Here is a 16475-nt window from a genome sequence, read left to right on the forward strand (position 1 = left end):
ATGTCCGATAACACGGCGCTGAGCACGTTAACCGAACAAATGACCCTCGAAGGGATCCGTCGTCTGCTGATTATCAGCGGCGAGGATAACTGGTGTCAGGAACAGGCATTAGCGCTACGCAGCATGTTACTCGGCGACTGGCTGTGGGTAGGGGAGCAAGCCCCTACCGAGCCGTGCTGTACGCCGCAGGCGCTAAAAACATTATTAGGGCGCGAGTTTCGTCATGCGGTTTTTGACGCCAGGCAAGGTTTTGACGCTGCGGCGTTTGCCGCCTTAAGCGGCACACTGCTTTCTGGCAGTTGGCTGGTATTGCTGACCCCACCCTGGCATTCCTGGCACACGCATCCGGACGCGGATTCACTACGCTGGAGCGATTGTGCTGAACCTATCCCTACACCGCACTTTATTGAACACGTCAAACGGGTGATTTCCCGCGATAGACAGGCTCTGCACTGGCAACAGCATCAGCCGGTTTCCTGTCCGCACTTTCCTGCTCGCGCAGCCTGGCACGCGGCAACCGGCGAACCCCAGCCAGAACAGGCGATGATATTAAATCATTTGCTGGCTATGCCTCCCGGTGTGGTTGCGGTGACGGCGGCACGGGGTCGGGGTAAATCCGCTCTGGCAGGGCAACTCATAGCGCGGATTAACGGCACTGCGATTGTGACAGCGCCTGCCAAAGCGGCAACCGATGTGCTGGCGCAATTTGCCGGGGAGCGTTACCGTTTTATGGCCCCGGATGCGCTGTTAAGCAGTTCTGCAATCGCAGACTGGCTAATTGTGGATGAAGCCGCCGCGATCCCCGCGCCGCTGCTGCATCAACTGGTGGCGCGTTTTCCTCGTACGCTGTTAACCACTACAGTACAAGGCTACGAGGGAACGGGGAGAGGCTTCTTGCTGAAATTCTGTGCCCGCTTCCCCAATCTTCAACGCTATGAATTGCAGCAACCGGTACGCTGGGCGCAGGGATGTCCGCTGGAGCAAATCGTCAGCGATGCGCTGGTGTTTGATGATGAAACGTTCACGCATGCCCCATTGGGGGAGCTTCACTTCTCGGCATTTGAGCAACAGTCCTGGCATGCTAACCCGGCGCTGCCGTTAGCGGTATACCAACTGCTTTCCGGAGCGCATTATCGCACCTCGCCATTGGACCTGCGACGAATGATGGACGCGCCTGGACAGCATTTTCTTCAGGCATCAACCGCTGACTCAGTGGCGGGAGCCGTCTGGTTGGTCGATGAAGGGGGACTATCCGCAGAATTAAGCCAGGCCGTCTGGGCCGGATATCGCCGACCAAGGGGCAATCTGGTTGCGCAGTCGCTGGCGGCGCACGGTGGTGACCCGTTGGCGGCGACGCTCGTCGGGAGACGGGTCAGTCGAATTGCGGTTCATCCTGCGCGCCAAAGAGAAAGTATTGGGCAACAGCTGATTATGCTGGCCCACCGCTATTCCACATCGTGTGACTATCTGTCGGTCAGTTTTGGGTATACGGCTGAACTATGGCGTTTCTGGCAGCGCTGCGGTTTTGTGCTGGTGCGAATGGGAAATCATCGGGAAGCCAGCAGCGGCTGTTATACCGCCATGGCGTTACTTCCCATTAGCGAAGCGGGGAAACGCCTTGCTGAACGGGAGCACCAGCATTTGCGTCGTGATGCGGAAATCCTTGCGCGATGGAACGGTGTGAACATTCCGCTGGTCCCTCTGAAAGAGGCTACGCTTAATGAGGATGACTGGGCTGAGCTGGCCGGGTTTGCCTTCGCGCATCGGCCATTATTGACGTCGCTAGGCTGTCTGAGTCGTCTGCTTGAGCACAGTGAGTTACCTCTTCCGGCCTTGCGCGGACGCATCCAGGCTAAACGTAGCGACGCCGAATTGTGCCAACAGTTCAAGATTTCTGGTCGTAAAGCGTTGCTGGTCATTCAGCGAGCCGAAGCGGCGCAGGCATTAAATCAGCTGGATGCAGAGCGTGAACAGCGGCTACATAATCGCATTATGCAATGGCAATTTTTTCACTAACTTCTTCAATTTCCTGGCATGGTCATTGCGGTTAAGCGGCGTAGAATGATTCTCATCAGCTAAGGAGAACGCCATGAAACATGACCATTTTGTTGTTCAAAGTCCCGATAAACCCGCTCAACAGCTACTGCTGCTGTTTCATGGCGTCGGCGATAACCCGGTTGCTATGGGCGAAATTGGCACCTGGTTTGCGCCGCTGTTTCCGGATGCGCTAATCGTTAGCATTGGCGGGGCAGAGCCTTACGGGACGACGTCCGGACGTCAGTGGTTTTCGGTGCAGGGCGTAACAGAAGAGAGTCGTCAGGCACGCGTTGACGCCATAATGCCGGTGTTTATCGAAACCGTGCGTTACTGGCAGAAGCACAGCGGCGTTTCGCCGCAGGCAACCGCGCTGATTGGCTTTTCTCAGGGGGCGATTATGTCACTTGAGAGCATCAAAGCTGAGCCGGGGCTGGCATCGCGGGTCATCGCCTTCAATGGCCGCTATGCCACCTTGCCAGAGGCTGCAACCACCGCGACGACGGTGCATTTGATTCACGGTGGTGAAGACCGGGTAATTGAGTTATCTCATGCCGTTGCCGCGCAGGAAGCGTTAATGCGCGCTGGTGGAGACGTGACGCTGGATATCGTCGAAAATCTGGGGCACGCCATTGATGAACGCAGCATGCAGTTTGCGCTCGATCATCTGCGTTTTACCGTACCGAAGCACTACTTTGATGAAGCGCTGAGCGGCGGTAAGCCTCACGATGATGATGTGATTGCCATGATCTGATTGATCACCGTAGGCCGGATAAAACGCGAAGCGTTGCCATCCGGCACGTAATGCCCGGTGGCGCTAACGCTTACCGGGCCTACGGGACTTATCTGCCTATTAATTATTTCTTCGGTTGGTCCTTATTCGGCCAATCGTCGTCGTCATCCCATTTATCGTTAAAGTCACGATGCGGGGGAAGCTCCGGCTTGTTGGCAAGAAATTTCTTGTGATCGACGCGCTTGAGATCTTTAATCACGTTCAGCAGCACGCCTACCAGAAACACCAACACCAGAATCCACCAATATTTTGCCAGCCAGTCCATGCTCATTTCCTCTTACAGGAACACTCATCAGGCGACGAGTTGCTCCATGATACGTTGATACATACGGGCAAGCAGCTGCAGGTCGGCGGCATTAACACATTCATTAATTTTATGAATAGTGGCGTTGACCGGCCCAAGTTCTACTACCTGCGCCCCCATGCGGGCAATAAAACGCCCGTCGGACGTCCCGCCTGTAGTCAGTAACTGCGGTTTAATCTCATTATAGTGCTCAATGGCGTTCACCACTGCATCCACCAGTTTACCGCGTTCGGTCAGGAACGGCTGACCGGAAAGCCACCAGTCGACGGTATAACGCAGCTGATGTTTCTCCAGCAGCGCGTGAACCCGTGCTTTAATCATCTCATCGGTCAGCTCAGTGCTGAAACGGAAGTTGAACTGGATAAACAGTTCTCCAGGGATAACGTTGTTGCTGCCGGTTCCAGCCTGGATATTGGCAATCTGCATGCTGGTCGCCGGGAAGAATTCGTTACCCTGATCCCACTCGATCGCCACCAGTTCGTTGAGCATGGGGGCCGCGCGGTGTACCGGGTTATCGGCCAGATGCGGATAGGCTACGTGGCCCTGCACGCCGTGAATGGTCAGGTTGCAGGTCAGTGAACCACGACGTCCATTTTTCACCACGTCGCCAACGATTTCCGTGCTGGATGGCTCACCCACCAGGCAATAATCCAGTCGTTCATTACGCGCCATCAGCGCTTCAACCACCTTCACGGTGCCGTTTTTGGCGCTGGCTTCTTCGTCAGACGTTATCAAAAAGGCCAGACGACCCTGATGGTTTGGATGCTGGGCGACAAAACGTTCTGCGGCCACGACCATCGCCGCCAGTGAACCCTTCATATCGGCAGCGCCACGCCCGAACAACATGCCATCGCGAATGGTCGGTTCGAACGGTGGATTGATCCAGCGATCGACATCGCCGGCAGGCACTACGTCGGTGTGACCGGCAAATGCCAGGGTCTCACCTTTACCGCGCCATGCCCAAAAATTCTGTGTGTCACCAAAGTCCATTCGCTCAACGGTAAAACCTACCGCGCGCAGGCGTTCAATCATTAACGCCTGGCACCCGGCATCATCCGGGCTCAGGGAAGGACGGCGAATAAGCTGCTGTGTCAGCTCAATGACCGGGCACGACATAGACTACACCTCATTAAAAAACAGAGTATAACTGGATTCACTGAAACCAAGCAGCATAGGCTTACCCGGCGCGCAGAGCAATGGGCGTTTGATAATTGCTGGCATTTCAATCATCAACGCGGCGGCGGAAGCCGCATCGGTGATTTGACTGCGCGTGGATTCATCGAGTTTACGCCAGGTGGTTCCACGCGTATTGAGCAGCGCCTCCCAACCTAATTCGCTGATAAAGGACTGTAATAGCGTGTTGTCCAGACCGTCGACGCGATAATCATGAAATCGGTAGTCAATACCTTGAGCCTCCAACCAGCGTCTGGCTTTTTTAATCGTGTCGCAATTCTTAATGCCGTAGAGGGTGATCATTTGAATCCTTATTGACGTAATTTGAATATTTATTCTTTTATTCTGTGGCAATGAATAATACATATTGTCATTCAATCGTTATAGAAAAATATAACATTGTTGAACAACAGTGAATAATGATTCCTGAAAGCTCCAAAAAATACCGTATAACTAAAAATCAGAATCTGCCTGTTTGCATCAGCCTGTTTTTCCATCAGAATTGCAAAAGTAGTAGATGATGTATGAATATTTCAAAATATTGCAGTAAGTCACATAAAATTTATGGGTATAGCGCATAGTGATCACATAAACCCCAAACACTGGAGGAATCAATCGCAACCATCGGTTAAATTGCCTTCTTTTAATGATGATGATTTCGTAGAATGCCCATAATAATAAGAGAGGTTGTTATGATTGAACGTGAACTGGGGAACTGGAAAGACTTTATCGAAGTGATGCTTCGTAAATAATTTTCTGGAAGAAATTCATATCCTGTAAAGGATAAAAAAAGGCGACTCAACGTAAGTCGCCTTTTTTGTGCCCGATTATTCTGGGCGTGGCTTCAATGGGAAGCGTCTGCGCACCAGCACAAAGAACAGGGGAACGAAGTAAATCGCCAGAATTGTGGCTGAAATCATCCCGCCCATTACGCCAGTCCCCACCGCATGTTGACCGCCAGAACCAGCGCCACTGCTGATGGTCATCGGCAGCACCCCGAAGATAAACGCCAGTGAGGTCATCAGGATTGGGCGTAAACGTTGGCGACAAGCATGGAGCGTGGCGTCGAGCAGATCGTGTCCTTTCTCGTTCATCTCATTGGCGAATTCAACAATCAATATTGCGTTCTTCGCCGATAGCCCGATAACGGTAAGTAACCCGACCTGGAAATAAACGTCGTTTTCCAGGCCGCGCATCCAGGTCGCCAGTAGCGCGCCAATAACCCCCAATGGCACGACCAGCATGACGGAGAAGGGTACCGACCAGCTTTCATACAGGGCCGCCAGACACAGGAACACGACCAGCAGAGAAATGGCGTACAGGGCGGGGGCCTGAGAACCCGACAGCCGTTCCTGATAGGACATCGCCGTCCATTCGAGGCCGAACCCGGTCGGCAACTGGCGCACCAACGATTCCATTATGTCCATTGCCGTACCGGTACTGACGCCCGGCGCGGCTTCGCCGACAATCTCGACCGCGGAGTAGCCGTTATAGCGCTCCAGACGTGGTGAACCGGTTTCCCAGCGTGAAGTCGCAAAGGCCGAGAAAGGCACCATGCCACCGTTGTTATTGCGTACGTACCACAGGTTGATGTCGTCCGGGAGCATGCGATATTTTGCTGCCGCCTGCACGTAAACCTTCTTCACACGGCCCCGGTCCATAAAGTCATTGACGTAGCTGGAACCCCAGGCCGTTTGCAATGTGTCGTTGATGTCGTCGATGGAAACGCCCAGCGCCTGGGCTTTGCGCTGATCGATATCAATTTGCAACTGCGGGCTGTCGTCCAGACCGTTATGACGAACGCGGGTCAGGGAGGTGTCTTTCCCGGCCAATTCAATGAGTTTGTCGCGCGCGGCCATTAACGCATCATGGCCCGCACCGGCGTGATCCTGCAGCTCCATATCGAAACCGGCAGAGCTTCCGAGGCCGCTGATAGCCGGAGGGCTGCTGGCGAAGACGCGGGCTTCTTTAATCTTATTAAAGGCTTTGGTCGCACGTTCGATGATGGCGAAAGAGGTTCCGGTAGTGGTGTCGCGCTCATCCCAGTCTTTTAAGCGGACAAACATACGCGCCACGTTTTGACCGTTCCCGCCAGGGCCAGAACCGACCGTGGAAAAGACTGACATAATGTTGTCTTTCTCATGGGTGAAGTAATACTTCTCCACTTCCTCAACCACTTTCAATGTTTGCTGCTGCGTGGAGCCGCTGGGCAACTGTACCGAGGTGGCAAACATGCCGCGGTCTTCCAGCGGCAGGAAGGAGGTTGGCAGGCGCAGGAACAGGAAAACCATCCCGCCGAGCAGCAGGCCGTAGATCAGTATCCAGCGCAGACTGCGGTGCAGAATTCTGGCAACGCCTTTTTCGTAGCGCTCGGCGTTGCGATTAAACATCCGGTTAAACCAGCCGAAGAAACCGGTTTGTCCGTGATGCTCGCCCTTATGCAGCGGTTTGAGCAGGGTGGCGCACAGAGCGGGGGTCAGGATCATCGCCACCAGAACAGACAGCACCATAGCGGAGACGATAGTAATCGAGAACTGACGGTAAATAGCCCCGGTAGTGCCACCGAAGAAGGCCATCGGGATAAACACCGCTGACAGCACCATGGCGATACCGACCAGCGCACCCTGGATTTGCCCCATCGATTTCCGTGTCGCTTCCCGCGGAGAGAGTCCTTCCTCACTCATAATACGCTCGACGTTTTCCACTACCACAATGGCGTCATCGACCAGCAGGCCGATCGCCAGCACCATCGCAAACATCGTCAAGGTATTAACGCTATAGCCAAAGGCGTAAAGCACGGAGAAGGTACCCATCAGGACGACGGGAACGGCGATGGTGGGAATCAGCGTGGCGCGGAAGTTTTGCAGGAACAGGTACATCACGAGGAATACCAGCGCGATCGCTTCCAGCAGGGTTTTTACCACGTCGATGATTGAGGCTTTGACAAAGGAGGTGGTTTCATATGCCACCTTATATTCCAGCCCGTGCGGAAAATATTGCGACAGCTCGTTCAGACGGTTGATAACCAGCTCCGCCGTCGCCATTTCATTGGCGCCGGAGGCCAGCTTCACGCCCAGGCCGGAGGCAGGATTTCCATTAAAGCGGCTGAGGTAATCATACTTTTCAGCACCCATTTCGACCGTCGCCACATCGCCCAGTTTAACTTCTGAGCCATCCTGGTTGACGCGTAGCGTAATGGCGCGGAATTCATCCGGAGTCTGTAGTAGCGACTGGGCGTTGATCGTCGCGTTCAGCGCCTGCTTGTCCACCGAAGGCGTACCGCCAAGTTGTCCGACGGCAATCTGCGCATTCTGTGACTCGATAGCGTCGGTCACATCTTTAGCGGTCATCTGGAAACTGTTCAGTTTGGCCGGGTCAAGCCAGATACGCATGGAGTACTGTGAGCCGTAAGCGTCAATATCTCCCACGCCGTTAATACGGCTAAGCGGATCCTGAATGTTACTGGCGACATAGTCGGCGATGTCCTGCTTATCCATTGAGCCATCGGTGGAGACAAAGGCGATAGTCAGAATATTGGTGTCCCCGGTCTTACGCACCGTGACCCCCTGATCCTGTACCGCCTGCGGCAGTTTACGCATTGCCGATTGCAGCTGGTTTTGCACCTGCTGGACGGCCTCGTCAGGATCGGTTCCGGCAACAAAGCTCAACGTAACCGTCGCCTGACCTGTCCCGCTGCTCTGCGATGACATGTACATCAGGTTATCGAGACCGGTCATGTTCTGCTCGATAACCTGGGTGACGGTGTTTTCCAGAGTCTGAGCCGAAGCGCCGGGATAGTTGGCGGTGACCCGCACGTTTGGCGGTGCCAGATCGGGATATTGCTCAACGGGCAGTGAAAAAATAGCCAGGGCTCCTGTCAGGCACAACAGGATAGCTAACACCCAGGCAAAAATGGGGCGATCGATGAAAAAATTCGCCATTAAAAGAGGACCTCGTGTTTCTGCGTATCGTTATGGGTATGGCTTGCTTCACTTTAGCGGCAAGGTACGGGTCAAACGTGGAGAAAAAAAGAAGATAATGTAAATTATCATGCCCGTTTACAGCATACCTTTCGTGCCAACGCCGTCAGGCCTGGATCCAGACCCGACGGCGCTTTGCGGTTCTTTACGTTAGCTCACTGTCTGATTCAGCCGAACGGAAACTGATGCTCACCAACGTTCCCCCTCCGGAAGGTTGAGAGAAGGTCAACGTGCCGCTTAGTCTTTCCGCCCGCTCACGCATAATATTGAGTCCATAGTGCCCTGTAGGCTCATGCGGCTCGCCAATGCCGATGCCGTTATCGCGGATATAAACCGTGTGGTTGCCGTCCGGAGCCGTTACGCAGCTGACGGCAATTTCGCTCGCACTCGCATGTTTAATGGCGTTCAGCACCGCTTCACGGATGATCTGCAACAGATGCACCTGCATTTGCGCATCCAACGCTAGCGTGGGTAACCGACAGTCGAGTGTGAGTTTAGCTGAGGTTTGATTTTGCAGCGTTTCCAACATTTCATGCAGGGCGGAGGGTAAGTCTGCCTGCTGTAAGGTCAGACGGAAGGTGGTGAGCAGTTCTCGTAGCTGACGGTAGGCATCGTTCAGCGCCTGGGAGAAATCCGCCATAATGCTTTGCGCCGGGGCGTTATCTTTCGGAATTGAACGCTTCAGCAGCGTGAGCTGAATACGTAAATAAGAGAGCACCTGCGCCAGTGAGTCGTGCAGTTCGCGTGCAATTGTCGCTCGCTCCTCCATTAACAACAGCTGCTGAAAATGTTTTTGCGCCTGGTTGAAGTACAACCCGCGTCCCAGCATCGAGGAGACGCTGTTGAGCAGCGGAGTAGAAGCACTGACGTTTGGACTTTGCCAGTGCAGTTCGCCGTAGACGGTTTCCTGCATGGTGACAGGCAGGATCTGCATCGGCAGCTCGGGGCTTTTAGTCCCTTCGCTAATCCGCCAGTTATCACCGACGGTGAGTTCAAGGAAATACGCGGCGTCATGTTCGCGGACGATCTGTAAAATATGGCGGAAGCAGTGCACGTCAATCTGGCTGGTATTTAACGCCTGGGAGCACTGATACAATACCTCCAGACGGCGATTGGCTTCGTGGAGATCGTGAGTTTTCTCGGCCACAGACGCTTCCAGCGAACGATACAGCTTGTGTAATTCACTCGACATCTGGCTAAACGTTTTGCCCAGCAATCCCAGTTCATTGGGCAAACCGGTATCCAGCGGTGGGATATCAAACTGACCGTGTTCAATTTGCTGACTGGCCATCACCAGTTTATTCAGCGGACGCACCACCTGCTGGCGAATGCGCCGCAGGGTAAAGAAGACGAGGGTGAATATGCCTATCCCGCCCGCCAGCGAGATGCCAAATACCAGCATCACTTTGCGTTCGGCATAATGCTGCAACGCCAGCACGAAGAGATCGATCTGATCGACGTAGTTGTTGATGTTGGCCTGGTACCATTTCAAATCGCCGTCGACCAGGCGGGCGTTCATTTCCAGCCAGTTAGCATGCAGACGTCCATAGCGGCTTTTTACCGCTTGTGGCACATACCACGCGTTCAGATTCTGTAGTGCTGGCGAGTTTAGCGCCTGCTGGAAAAGCTGGCGGTGGGCGTTAAGCTGCGGGCTCTGGCTTTGTAGATCGTAACCCAGACGGTAGCTTTGCATGCGCAACGAGCCAGCAACGTTGATGGCTTCGGCATCTCGCAAGCTGCTGGTCAGCGTGAGCAGCGCAATACCCGTTGAGAGAATTGACAGCAGCACTATGTAGAAAAAAGCTTTAGCCAGACTGGCCGAGACCGGACGCTTTACCGTCACTTGTGCATCCTCACACAATACACGTCGCGCCTGAAAACAGCGTGAACGATGCGGTGTATTTGATAAATGTTAATAAAACGCCATGAAACTGGATGGTAACTGAAACACAATTTCATATGCGATGAAATAAATTGATCTGCCACAGGTTCTGGATAAATAGTTGTGCTTCCTGGGCAAATGAACATTGCCGCTTCCTTCCGTGTCGGTTAATAACACTCTTATAAAGAATAAGGTTTTTGCAACCAAAAAAGAAGGAAGCCATGAATCGTTTTATTATGGTCAATAGCCAGCAGTGCCTGGGATGCCATGCCTGTGAGGTCGCCTGCGTCATGGCTCACAATGGCGAACAGCATGTCCTGGACCAACGGCATTTTCAGCCCCGAATTACCGTCATTAAGCATCAGCAGCAGCGCAGCGCGGTGACCTGTCACCACTGCGAAGATGCACCCTGCGCCAGAAGTTGCCCAAACGGGGCAATTAGCCATGATAACGACAGCGTTCAGGTGGACTCACAAAAGTGCATTGGCTGCAAATCGTGCGTCGTTGCCTGTCCTTTCGGCACCATGCAGATCGTACTCACTCCCGTCGCCAAAGGGAAGGTGAAAGCTACCGCGCACAAATGCGATCTGTGCCAGGGGCGTGAACAGGGACCCGCCTGCGTAGAGAACTGTCCGGCGCAGGCGTTACAGCTGGTGACGGAAAATTCGCTTACCGGTCTGTCAAAAGCGCGCAGGCTGCGTGCCGCAAGTCTGGAAAGCCAGCCATGGCATGCCAGCACTACCGATTTTGTTCCACATGTCATCACTAAACGTGAGCAAATGCAGGCGACGCCTGCGCGTGGGGAGCCGGATAAACTGGCGATTGAAGCCCGGAAAACCAGCTTTGAAGAGATCTATCTGCCGTTTCGTACGGCACAGGCGGAGCGCGAAGCCTCTCGCTGCCTGAAATGCGGCGACCACAGTATCTGCGAATGGACCTGTCCACTGCATAACCACATTCCGCAGTGGATTGAACTGGTCAAAGCCGGGAATATCGACGCGGCGGTTGAGCTTTCTCACCAGACCAACTGCCTGCCGGAGGTGACCGGACGCGTTTGCCCGCAGGATCGACTCTGCGAAGGGGCATGCACGGTGCGTAGCGAGCATGGCGCAGTCACCATCGGTAATATTGAGCGTTACATCTCCGATCGGGCGCTGAGTAAAGGATGGCGACCGGACTTAAGCCATGTGCAGAAAGTGGACAAGCGTGTTGCCATCATCGGTGCGGGTCCGGCGGGTCTGGCCTGTGCGGATGTGCTGGCGCGCAGCGGCGTCAGCGCCACCGTTTACGATCGCCATCCTGAAATTGGCGGTTTGCTGACGTTCGGTATTCCGGCCTTCAAGCTGGACAAATCGCTGCTGGCCCGTCGCCGTGAAATCTTCAGCGCCATGGGCATTCATTTTGAACTTAACTGTGAAGTGGGTAAGGATGTCGCGCTTGAAAAGCTGCTGGAGGATTACGATGCTGTGTTCGTGGGCGTAGGAACCTATCGTTCCATGAAGGCGGACCTGCCAAATGAAGATGCGCCTGGCGTGTATGATGCGCTGCCGTTCCTGATTGCCAACACCAAGCAGGTGATGGGGCTGGAGGAACTGCCTGAAGAACCGTTTATCGATACCGCCGGACTAAACGTGGTTGTGCTGGGCGGAGGCGATACGGCAATGGACTGTGTGCGAACCGCCCTGCGTCATGGCGCAAGCCAGGTGACCTGCGCCTATCGTCGTGATGAAGCCAACATGCCCGGCTCAAAAAAAGAGGTGAAGAACGCCCGGGAAGAGGGGGCAAACTTCGAGTTTAACGTCCAGCCGGTTGAGCTGGTGCTGCATGCCGATGGGCGAGTCAGCGGCGTGCGTTTCTTACGAACCCAACTTGGCGAACCTGATGCGCAGGGCCGTCGTCGCCCGGTTCCCATCGCCGGGAGTGAGTTTGTTATGCCCGCAGATGCGGTGATCATGGCGTTTGGCTTTCACCCACACGGCATGCCGTGGCTGGAGTCGCATGGCGTTAAGGTCGATAACTGGGGGCGCATTGCCGCCGATGTTGAAAGCGCATACCGTTATCAAACCAGTAACCCGAAAATCTTTGCCGGTGGCGACGCGGTACGCGGTGCGGACCTGGTGGTGACGGCCATGGCGGAAGGGCGGCATGCTGCCCAGGGGATCGTCGACTGGCTGGGCGTAAAATCAGTCAAATCTCATTAATCGGCGAGTAGGCCGGATAAAACGCGTTAGCGTTGCCATCCGGCAATGTGCCGCATGAATGCCTGATGGCGCTTTGCTTATCAGGCCTACATTGTTCCAAGACAAACCCGGTTTCACGGCGTAGTATTATTTCTCACTTCTTGCTGTGGAGCCGGTATGTCGCAAAAAATTACCCTCATCAAAGATAAAGTCCTTTCCGATAACTACTTCGTCCTGCGCAATATCACTTATGACCTGACCCGTAAGAATGGAGAGGTGATCCGTCACAAACGTGAGGTTTACGATCGTGGCAACGGCGCCACAATCCTGCTGTATAACCCGGAGAAGAAAACGGTGGTGCTCATCCGCCAGTTTCGCGTTGCGACATGGGTCAACGGTAACGAAGACGGTCAACTGATTGAAACCTGCGCCGGGCTGCTGGATAACGACGAACCGGAAGCATGTATTCGAAAAGAGGCGATTGAAGAGACCGGCTTTGAAGTGGGTGAAGTACGTAAACTGTTTGAGCTATACATGTCGCCGGGCGGTGTGACGGAAATAATCCACTTCTTCATCGCACAATACAGTGACAGCCAGCGTGCAAACGCGGGTGGCGGCGTGGAAGATGAAGATATTGAAGTTCTGGAACTGCCGTTCACACAGGCGCTGGAAATGATCAAAACAGGTGAGATCCGTGACGGTAAAACGGTGCTATTACTGAACTATTTGCAGTCATCGCATCTCATGGACTGATGCGCGGGATTTATATTTCTTTACAAATTTACGGCCAATCCGACGATTCTTATTGAGCCACATCAGTCGCGCAAGGAAGATACCGCTTAGGCTGTGTGTTTTGACTTCGGGGTTGTACCGTCCATGCGCTATCGCGTTATTCTCCTTTTCCTGCTCGGGTTGCTACCCGCCCGTTTGCTGTGGGCTGCGCCCGCGCAACAGGCGTTTTCTGACTGGCAGGTGACGTGTAATAACCAAAATTTTTGCGTGGCGCGCAATACCGGGGAGCACCACGGCCTGGTCATGACCTTGAGCCGCAGCGCCGGGGCACATACCGATGCCGTGTTGCGTATTGAGCTGGGCGGGCTGGAATCGTCCAGCGTCAAAGAGAGCGATATTGCGCCGCGTCTGCTGTTGGATGGTGCGCCACTCTCGCTGAGCGGCGAACATTGGCGCATAACTCCCTGGCAGGTGACGACCGATGATCCGGCCACCATCAGCACATTTTTACAAACCGTACAGGACGCGAAGGCGATTAGCCTGCAAAAAGGTGCGCAAAACCTTTCGCTGGTCGGGCTAAAAGCCGCGTTGTTGTTTATCGACGCCCAGCAAAAACGGGTGGGGAGCGAAACCGCATGGATTGAAAAAGGTGACGAGCCTCCGCTCAGCGTACCTCCGGCCCCCGCGCTGAAAGGTGTAGCGGTCATTAATCCAACGCCAACGCCTCTCACACAGCAGGAGCGCAGTGAACTGCTGGACTATGGTAACTGGCGGATCAACGGTATTCGCTGCTCTATCGATCCGCTGCGTCGCGAGATGCGCGTCACGGCCCTAACGGATGATAAAGCGCTGCTGATGATTGGCTGTGAGGCCGGGGCGTATAACACCATCGATCTGGCGTGGGTGGTTTCACGTACGACTCCGTTGACTTCACGCGCGGTACGGTTAAACCTGCCGTTTAAAACGGATGCAGAAAGTCGCGATATGGAGCTGACCAACGCGACGTTTGACGAGAAATCGCGGGAGCTGGTCACCCTCGCTAAAGGACGAGGGTTGGCAGATTGCGGTATCCAGACCCGCTGGCGCTACGACGGTCAACGTTTTCGCCTGGTGCGCTATGCCCAGGAGCCAAGCTGCGATAACTGGCATGGGCCAGATGCCTGGCCCACACTGTGGATCACGCGTTAAGCACCTTGTGCGCTTTGTCGACGATGTTATCTACCGTAAAGCCGAAGAACGGGAACAGTTTGTCCGCTGGAGCCGACTCTCCATAACCCGTCATCCCAACAATTGCCCCTTTCAGCCCGACATATTTGTACCAGTAGTCAGCAATTCCTGCTTCTACCGCCACGCGAGCGCTGACGTTTGCTGGCAGGACCGATTCCCGGTACGCCTCATCCTGGGCGTCAAAGATATCGGTTGAGGGCAGAGAAACCACTCGCACGTTACGACCTTCGCCGGTCAGTTTTTCCGCTGCCAGCAGCGTGATTTCCATTTCTGAACCGGTAGCAATCAAAATAACATCCGGCTTACCGCCGCCATCCTTGAGCACATAGCCGCCGCGGGCAATTTGCTGCACCTGCTCTGGCGTGCGCTCAACCTGTGCCAGATTCTGCCGCGAGAGGATCAGCGCCGTTGGCCCGTCATGACGTTCGACTGCCAGCTTCCAGCCTACCGCCGCCTCAACCTGATCGCATGGTCGCCAGGTGCTGAAATTAGGCGTTAGACGCAGGCTGGCGAGCTGTTCAACGGCCTGGTGCGTAGGACCATCTTCCCCCAGACCAATTGAGTCGTGGGTATAAACCATGATTTGTCGGGCCTTCATCAGCGCCGCCATACGCGCGGCATTTCGGGCATATTCGACAAACATCAGGAACGTGGCGGTGTACGGTACGAAGCCCCCGTGATGGGCGATACCGTTGGCAATCGCCGTCATGCCAAATTCCCGCACGCCGTAGTGAATGTAGTTTCCTGCATGATCCTCTTTAAGAGAGGAGGAGCCTTTCCAGATGGTCAGGTTGCTGGGGGCCAAATCCGCCGATCCGCCAAGCAGCTCAGGCAGTATAGGCCCGTAAGCGTTTAGGGTATTTTGCGAGGCCTTGCGGGTGGCGATTTTGGCCGGATTGGCCTGCAGCTCGGTAATATATTTCTGAGTTGTTTCTTCCCACTTTTCCGGCAGCCCACCGCTCATCCGGCGAGTAAACTCTGCCGCCAGTTCCGGGTAGGCTTGTTGGTAAGCTGCGAATTTCTCCTTCCAGCCCTGTTGCGCTTTTTCGCCTTTCTCGCGTGCGTCCCACGCCCGGTAAATCTCTTTGGGGATTTCAAAAGCAGGATGATGCCACCCCAGTTTCTGCCGGGTCAGCGCCACCTCTTCTTCGCCCAGCGCAGCGCCGTGTGCTTCCTCTTTCCCGGCTTTATTTGGTGAGCCAAAACCAATCACCGTGCGGCAGATAATCAGCGACGGTTTATCGGTAACAGCCTGCGCTTCCTGAATGGCTTTTTTCACCGCCTCAGGGTCATGACCGTCAATCTCGTGCACCACATGCCAGTGATAAGCCTCAAAGCGTTTTGCAGTATCGTCGGTAAACCAGCCGTCGGTTTCGCCATCAATCGAGATGCCGTTGTGATCGTAGAAGCCGATGAGTTTGCCAAGCCCCAACGTGCCCGCCAGCGAACAAGCCTCGTGTGAAATACCCTCCATCAGACAGCCGTCGCCCATAAAGACCCAGGTAAAGTGGTCAACAATCTCATGGTCTGGCTGGTTAAACTGCGCTGCCAGCGTTCGCTCGGCAATGGCCATGCCGACGGCGTTGGCTAACCCCTGGCCCAGCGGTCCGGTGGTGGTTTCCACGCCCGGTGTGTAGCCAATTTCCGGGTGACCTGGCGTTTTCGAATGGAGCTGACGGAAGTTCTTTAATTCTTCGATCGGCAGGTCGTAACCGGAAAGATGCAACAGGCTGTAAAGCAGCATTGAGGCGTGGCCGTTGGACAGAATAAACCGGTCACGATCGTACCAGGTGGGATCGGCCGGGTTATGGCGTAGAAAATCGTTCCACAGCACTTCGGCGATATCGGCCATCCCCATTGGTGCTCCAGGGTGGCCGGAGTTTGCTTTTTGGACGGCATCCATACTTAGCGCACGAATGGCATTGGCAAGCTCTTTACGGGTCATAGGAAATACTCCTTGAAAAGTAAAGTGTTAGATGCGTGTTGTGATTCACACTTTTGGGAAAATTGCGGGCGTTGTCAGCAAAAAGCATAGCAGACAAGCATGGTATTGCTGGATTAAGCAGGTAACATGGCTGTTATAAATTGATAACAAATTCTTTCTTTGAATGGTGAGAGTTTGGGGACCTTCAAAGTTTGTGCCGTTGACTGAGGTGATAATGTGCGGCTC

12 protein-coding genes are annotated in these 16475 nt (G+C 54.4%); 6 read left to right on the forward strand and 6 right to left on the reverse strand.

From position 1 onward, the window contains the following. The gene (locus OGX94_RS12395) at nucleotides 1-2016 is read left to right on the forward strand and encodes a tRNA(Met) cytidine acetyltransferase TmcA (RefSeq protein ID WP_257661766.1); all 2016 of its coding nucleotides are present in this window, start codon (nucleotides 1-3) and stop codon (nucleotides 2014-2016) included. A gap of 73 nt (nucleotides 2017-2089) precedes the next feature. Beyond that, complete coding sequence (ypfH, locus tag OGX94_RS12400; RefSeq protein ID WP_003835082.1) at nucleotides 2090-2788, forward strand: esterase; 699 nt, start codon at nucleotides 2090-2092, stop codon at nucleotides 2786-2788. Between the two features lie 103 nt (nucleotides 2789-2891). On the opposite strand, the gene OGX94_RS12405 is transcribed toward ypfH, so the two are convergent. From OGX94_RS12405 to OGX94_RS12415, 3 genes are read right to left on the reverse strand one after another with little or no spacing between them, the layout of a single operon-like run. Next, entirely contained in the window at nucleotides 2892-3092 is a 201-nt protein-coding gene (locus OGX94_RS12405) for a YpfN family protein (protein WP_003835080.1), read from the reverse strand. A 27-nt stretch (nucleotides 3093-3119) separates the two neighbouring features. Next, complete coding sequence (gene dapE, locus OGX94_RS12410; protein ID WP_003037976.1) at nucleotides 3120-4247, reverse strand: succinyl-diaminopimelate desuccinylase; 1128 nt, start codon at nucleotides 4245-4247, stop codon at nucleotides 3120-3122. 3 nt (nucleotides 4248-4250) lie between these two features. Beyond that, on the reverse strand, nucleotides 4251-4607 hold the full coding sequence (locus OGX94_RS12415) for an ArsC family reductase (protein ID WP_003835078.1): 357 nt from the start codon (nucleotides 4605-4607) through the stop codon (nucleotides 4251-4253). A gap of 389 nt (nucleotides 4608-4996) precedes the next feature. Between OGX94_RS12415 and ypfM the strand changes: the two genes are divergently transcribed. Continuing rightward, nucleotides 4997-5056, forward strand: coding sequence for a protein YpfM (ypfM, locus tag OGX94_RS12420; protein ID WP_001386977.1), 60 nt, complete (start codon nucleotides 4997-4999; stop codon nucleotides 5054-5056). A gap of 75 nt (nucleotides 5057-5131) precedes the next feature. Here ypfM and acrD read toward each other — a convergent pair whose 3' ends face one another. Both acrD and narQ read right to left on the reverse strand, forming a co-directional pair. Next, complete coding sequence (gene acrD, locus OGX94_RS12425; protein WP_286569339.1) at nucleotides 5132-8245, reverse strand: multidrug efflux RND transporter permease AcrD; 3114 nt, start codon at nucleotides 8243-8245, stop codon at nucleotides 5132-5134. A gap of 184 nt (nucleotides 8246-8429) precedes the next feature. Then, nucleotides 8430-10127: a nitrate/nitrite two-component system sensor histidine kinase NarQ gene (gene narQ, locus OGX94_RS12430; protein ID WP_125112678.1), complete on the reverse strand. Its 1698-nt coding sequence runs from the start codon at nucleotides 10125-10127 to the stop codon at nucleotides 8430-8432. A gap of 260 nt (nucleotides 10128-10387) precedes the next feature. Here narQ and aegA point away from each other — a divergent pair, with 260 nt between their 5' ends. From aegA to OGX94_RS12445, 3 genes are all read left to right on the forward strand, one after another. Then, on the forward strand, nucleotides 10388-12367 hold the full coding sequence (aegA, locus tag OGX94_RS12435; RefSeq protein WP_206159765.1) for a formate-dependent uric acid utilization protein AegA: 1980 nt from the start codon (nucleotides 10388-10390) through the stop codon (nucleotides 12365-12367). A 156-nt stretch (nucleotides 12368-12523) separates the two neighbouring features. Beyond that, on the forward strand, nucleotides 12524-13099 hold the full coding sequence (nudK, locus tag OGX94_RS12440) for a GDP-mannose pyrophosphatase NudK (protein ID WP_003835070.1): 576 nt from the start codon (nucleotides 12524-12526) through the stop codon (nucleotides 13097-13099). 123 nt (nucleotides 13100-13222) lie between these two features. Further along, a complete protein-coding gene (locus OGX94_RS12445) occupies nucleotides 13223-14266 on the forward strand; it encodes a DUF1176 domain-containing protein (RefSeq protein ID WP_286569341.1) in 1044 nt (347 codons plus the stop codon). Here the strand turns inward: OGX94_RS12445 and tkt are convergent. After that, entirely contained in the window at nucleotides 14256-16250 is a 1995-nt protein-coding gene (gene tkt, locus OGX94_RS12450) for a transketolase (RefSeq protein ID WP_286569342.1), read from the reverse strand. The two genes, OGX94_RS12445 and tkt, sit on opposite strands and share 11 nt — an antisense overlap. Nucleotides 16251-16475 lie beyond the last annotated feature (225 nt).

It is taken from the genome of Citrobacter sp. Cpo037, from assembly GCF_030332945.1.
GTDB classification, from domain to species: domain Bacteria; phylum Pseudomonadota; class Gammaproteobacteria; order Enterobacterales; family Enterobacteriaceae; genus Citrobacter; species Citrobacter portucalensis.

What these genes read in the sequence shown, in the direction of transcription:
- OGX94_RS12395 (WP_257661766.1), top strand. Translation starts at nt 1, where the DNA reads ATGTCCGATAACACGGCGCTGAGCACGTTAACCGAACAAATGACCCTC.
- ypfH (WP_003835082.1), top strand. Translation starts at nt 2,090, where the DNA reads ATGAAACATGACCATTTTGTTGTTCAAAGTCCCGATAAACCCGCTCAA.
- OGX94_RS12405 (WP_003835080.1), bottom strand. Translation starts at nt 3,092, where the DNA reads ATGGACTGGCTGGCAAAATATTGGTGGATTCTGGTGTTGGTGTTTCTG.
- dapE (WP_003037976.1), bottom strand. Translation starts at nt 4,247, where the DNA reads ATGTCGTGCCCGGTCATTGAGCTGACACAGCAGCTTATTCGCCGTCCT.
- OGX94_RS12415 (WP_003835078.1), bottom strand. Translation starts at nt 4,607, where the DNA reads ATGATCACCCTCTACGGCATTAAGAATTGCGACACGATTAAAAAAGCC.
- acrD (WP_286569339.1), bottom strand. Translation starts at nt 8,245, where the DNA reads ATGGCGAATTTTTTCATCGATCGCCCCATTTTTGCCTGGGTGTTAGCT.
- aegA (WP_206159765.1), top strand. Translation starts at nt 10,388, where the DNA reads ATGAATCGTTTTATTATGGTCAATAGCCAGCAGTGCCTGGGATGCCAT.
- nudK (WP_003835070.1), top strand. Translation starts at nt 12,524, where the DNA reads ATGTCGCAAAAAATTACCCTCATCAAAGATAAAGTCCTTTCCGATAAC.
- OGX94_RS12445 (WP_286569341.1), top strand. Translation starts at nt 13,223, where the DNA reads ATGCGCTATCGCGTTATTCTCCTTTTCCTGCTCGGGTTGCTACCCGCC.
- tkt (WP_286569342.1), bottom strand. Translation starts at nt 16,250, where the DNA reads ATGACCCGTAAAGAGCTTGCCAATGCCATTCGTGCGCTAAGTATGGAT.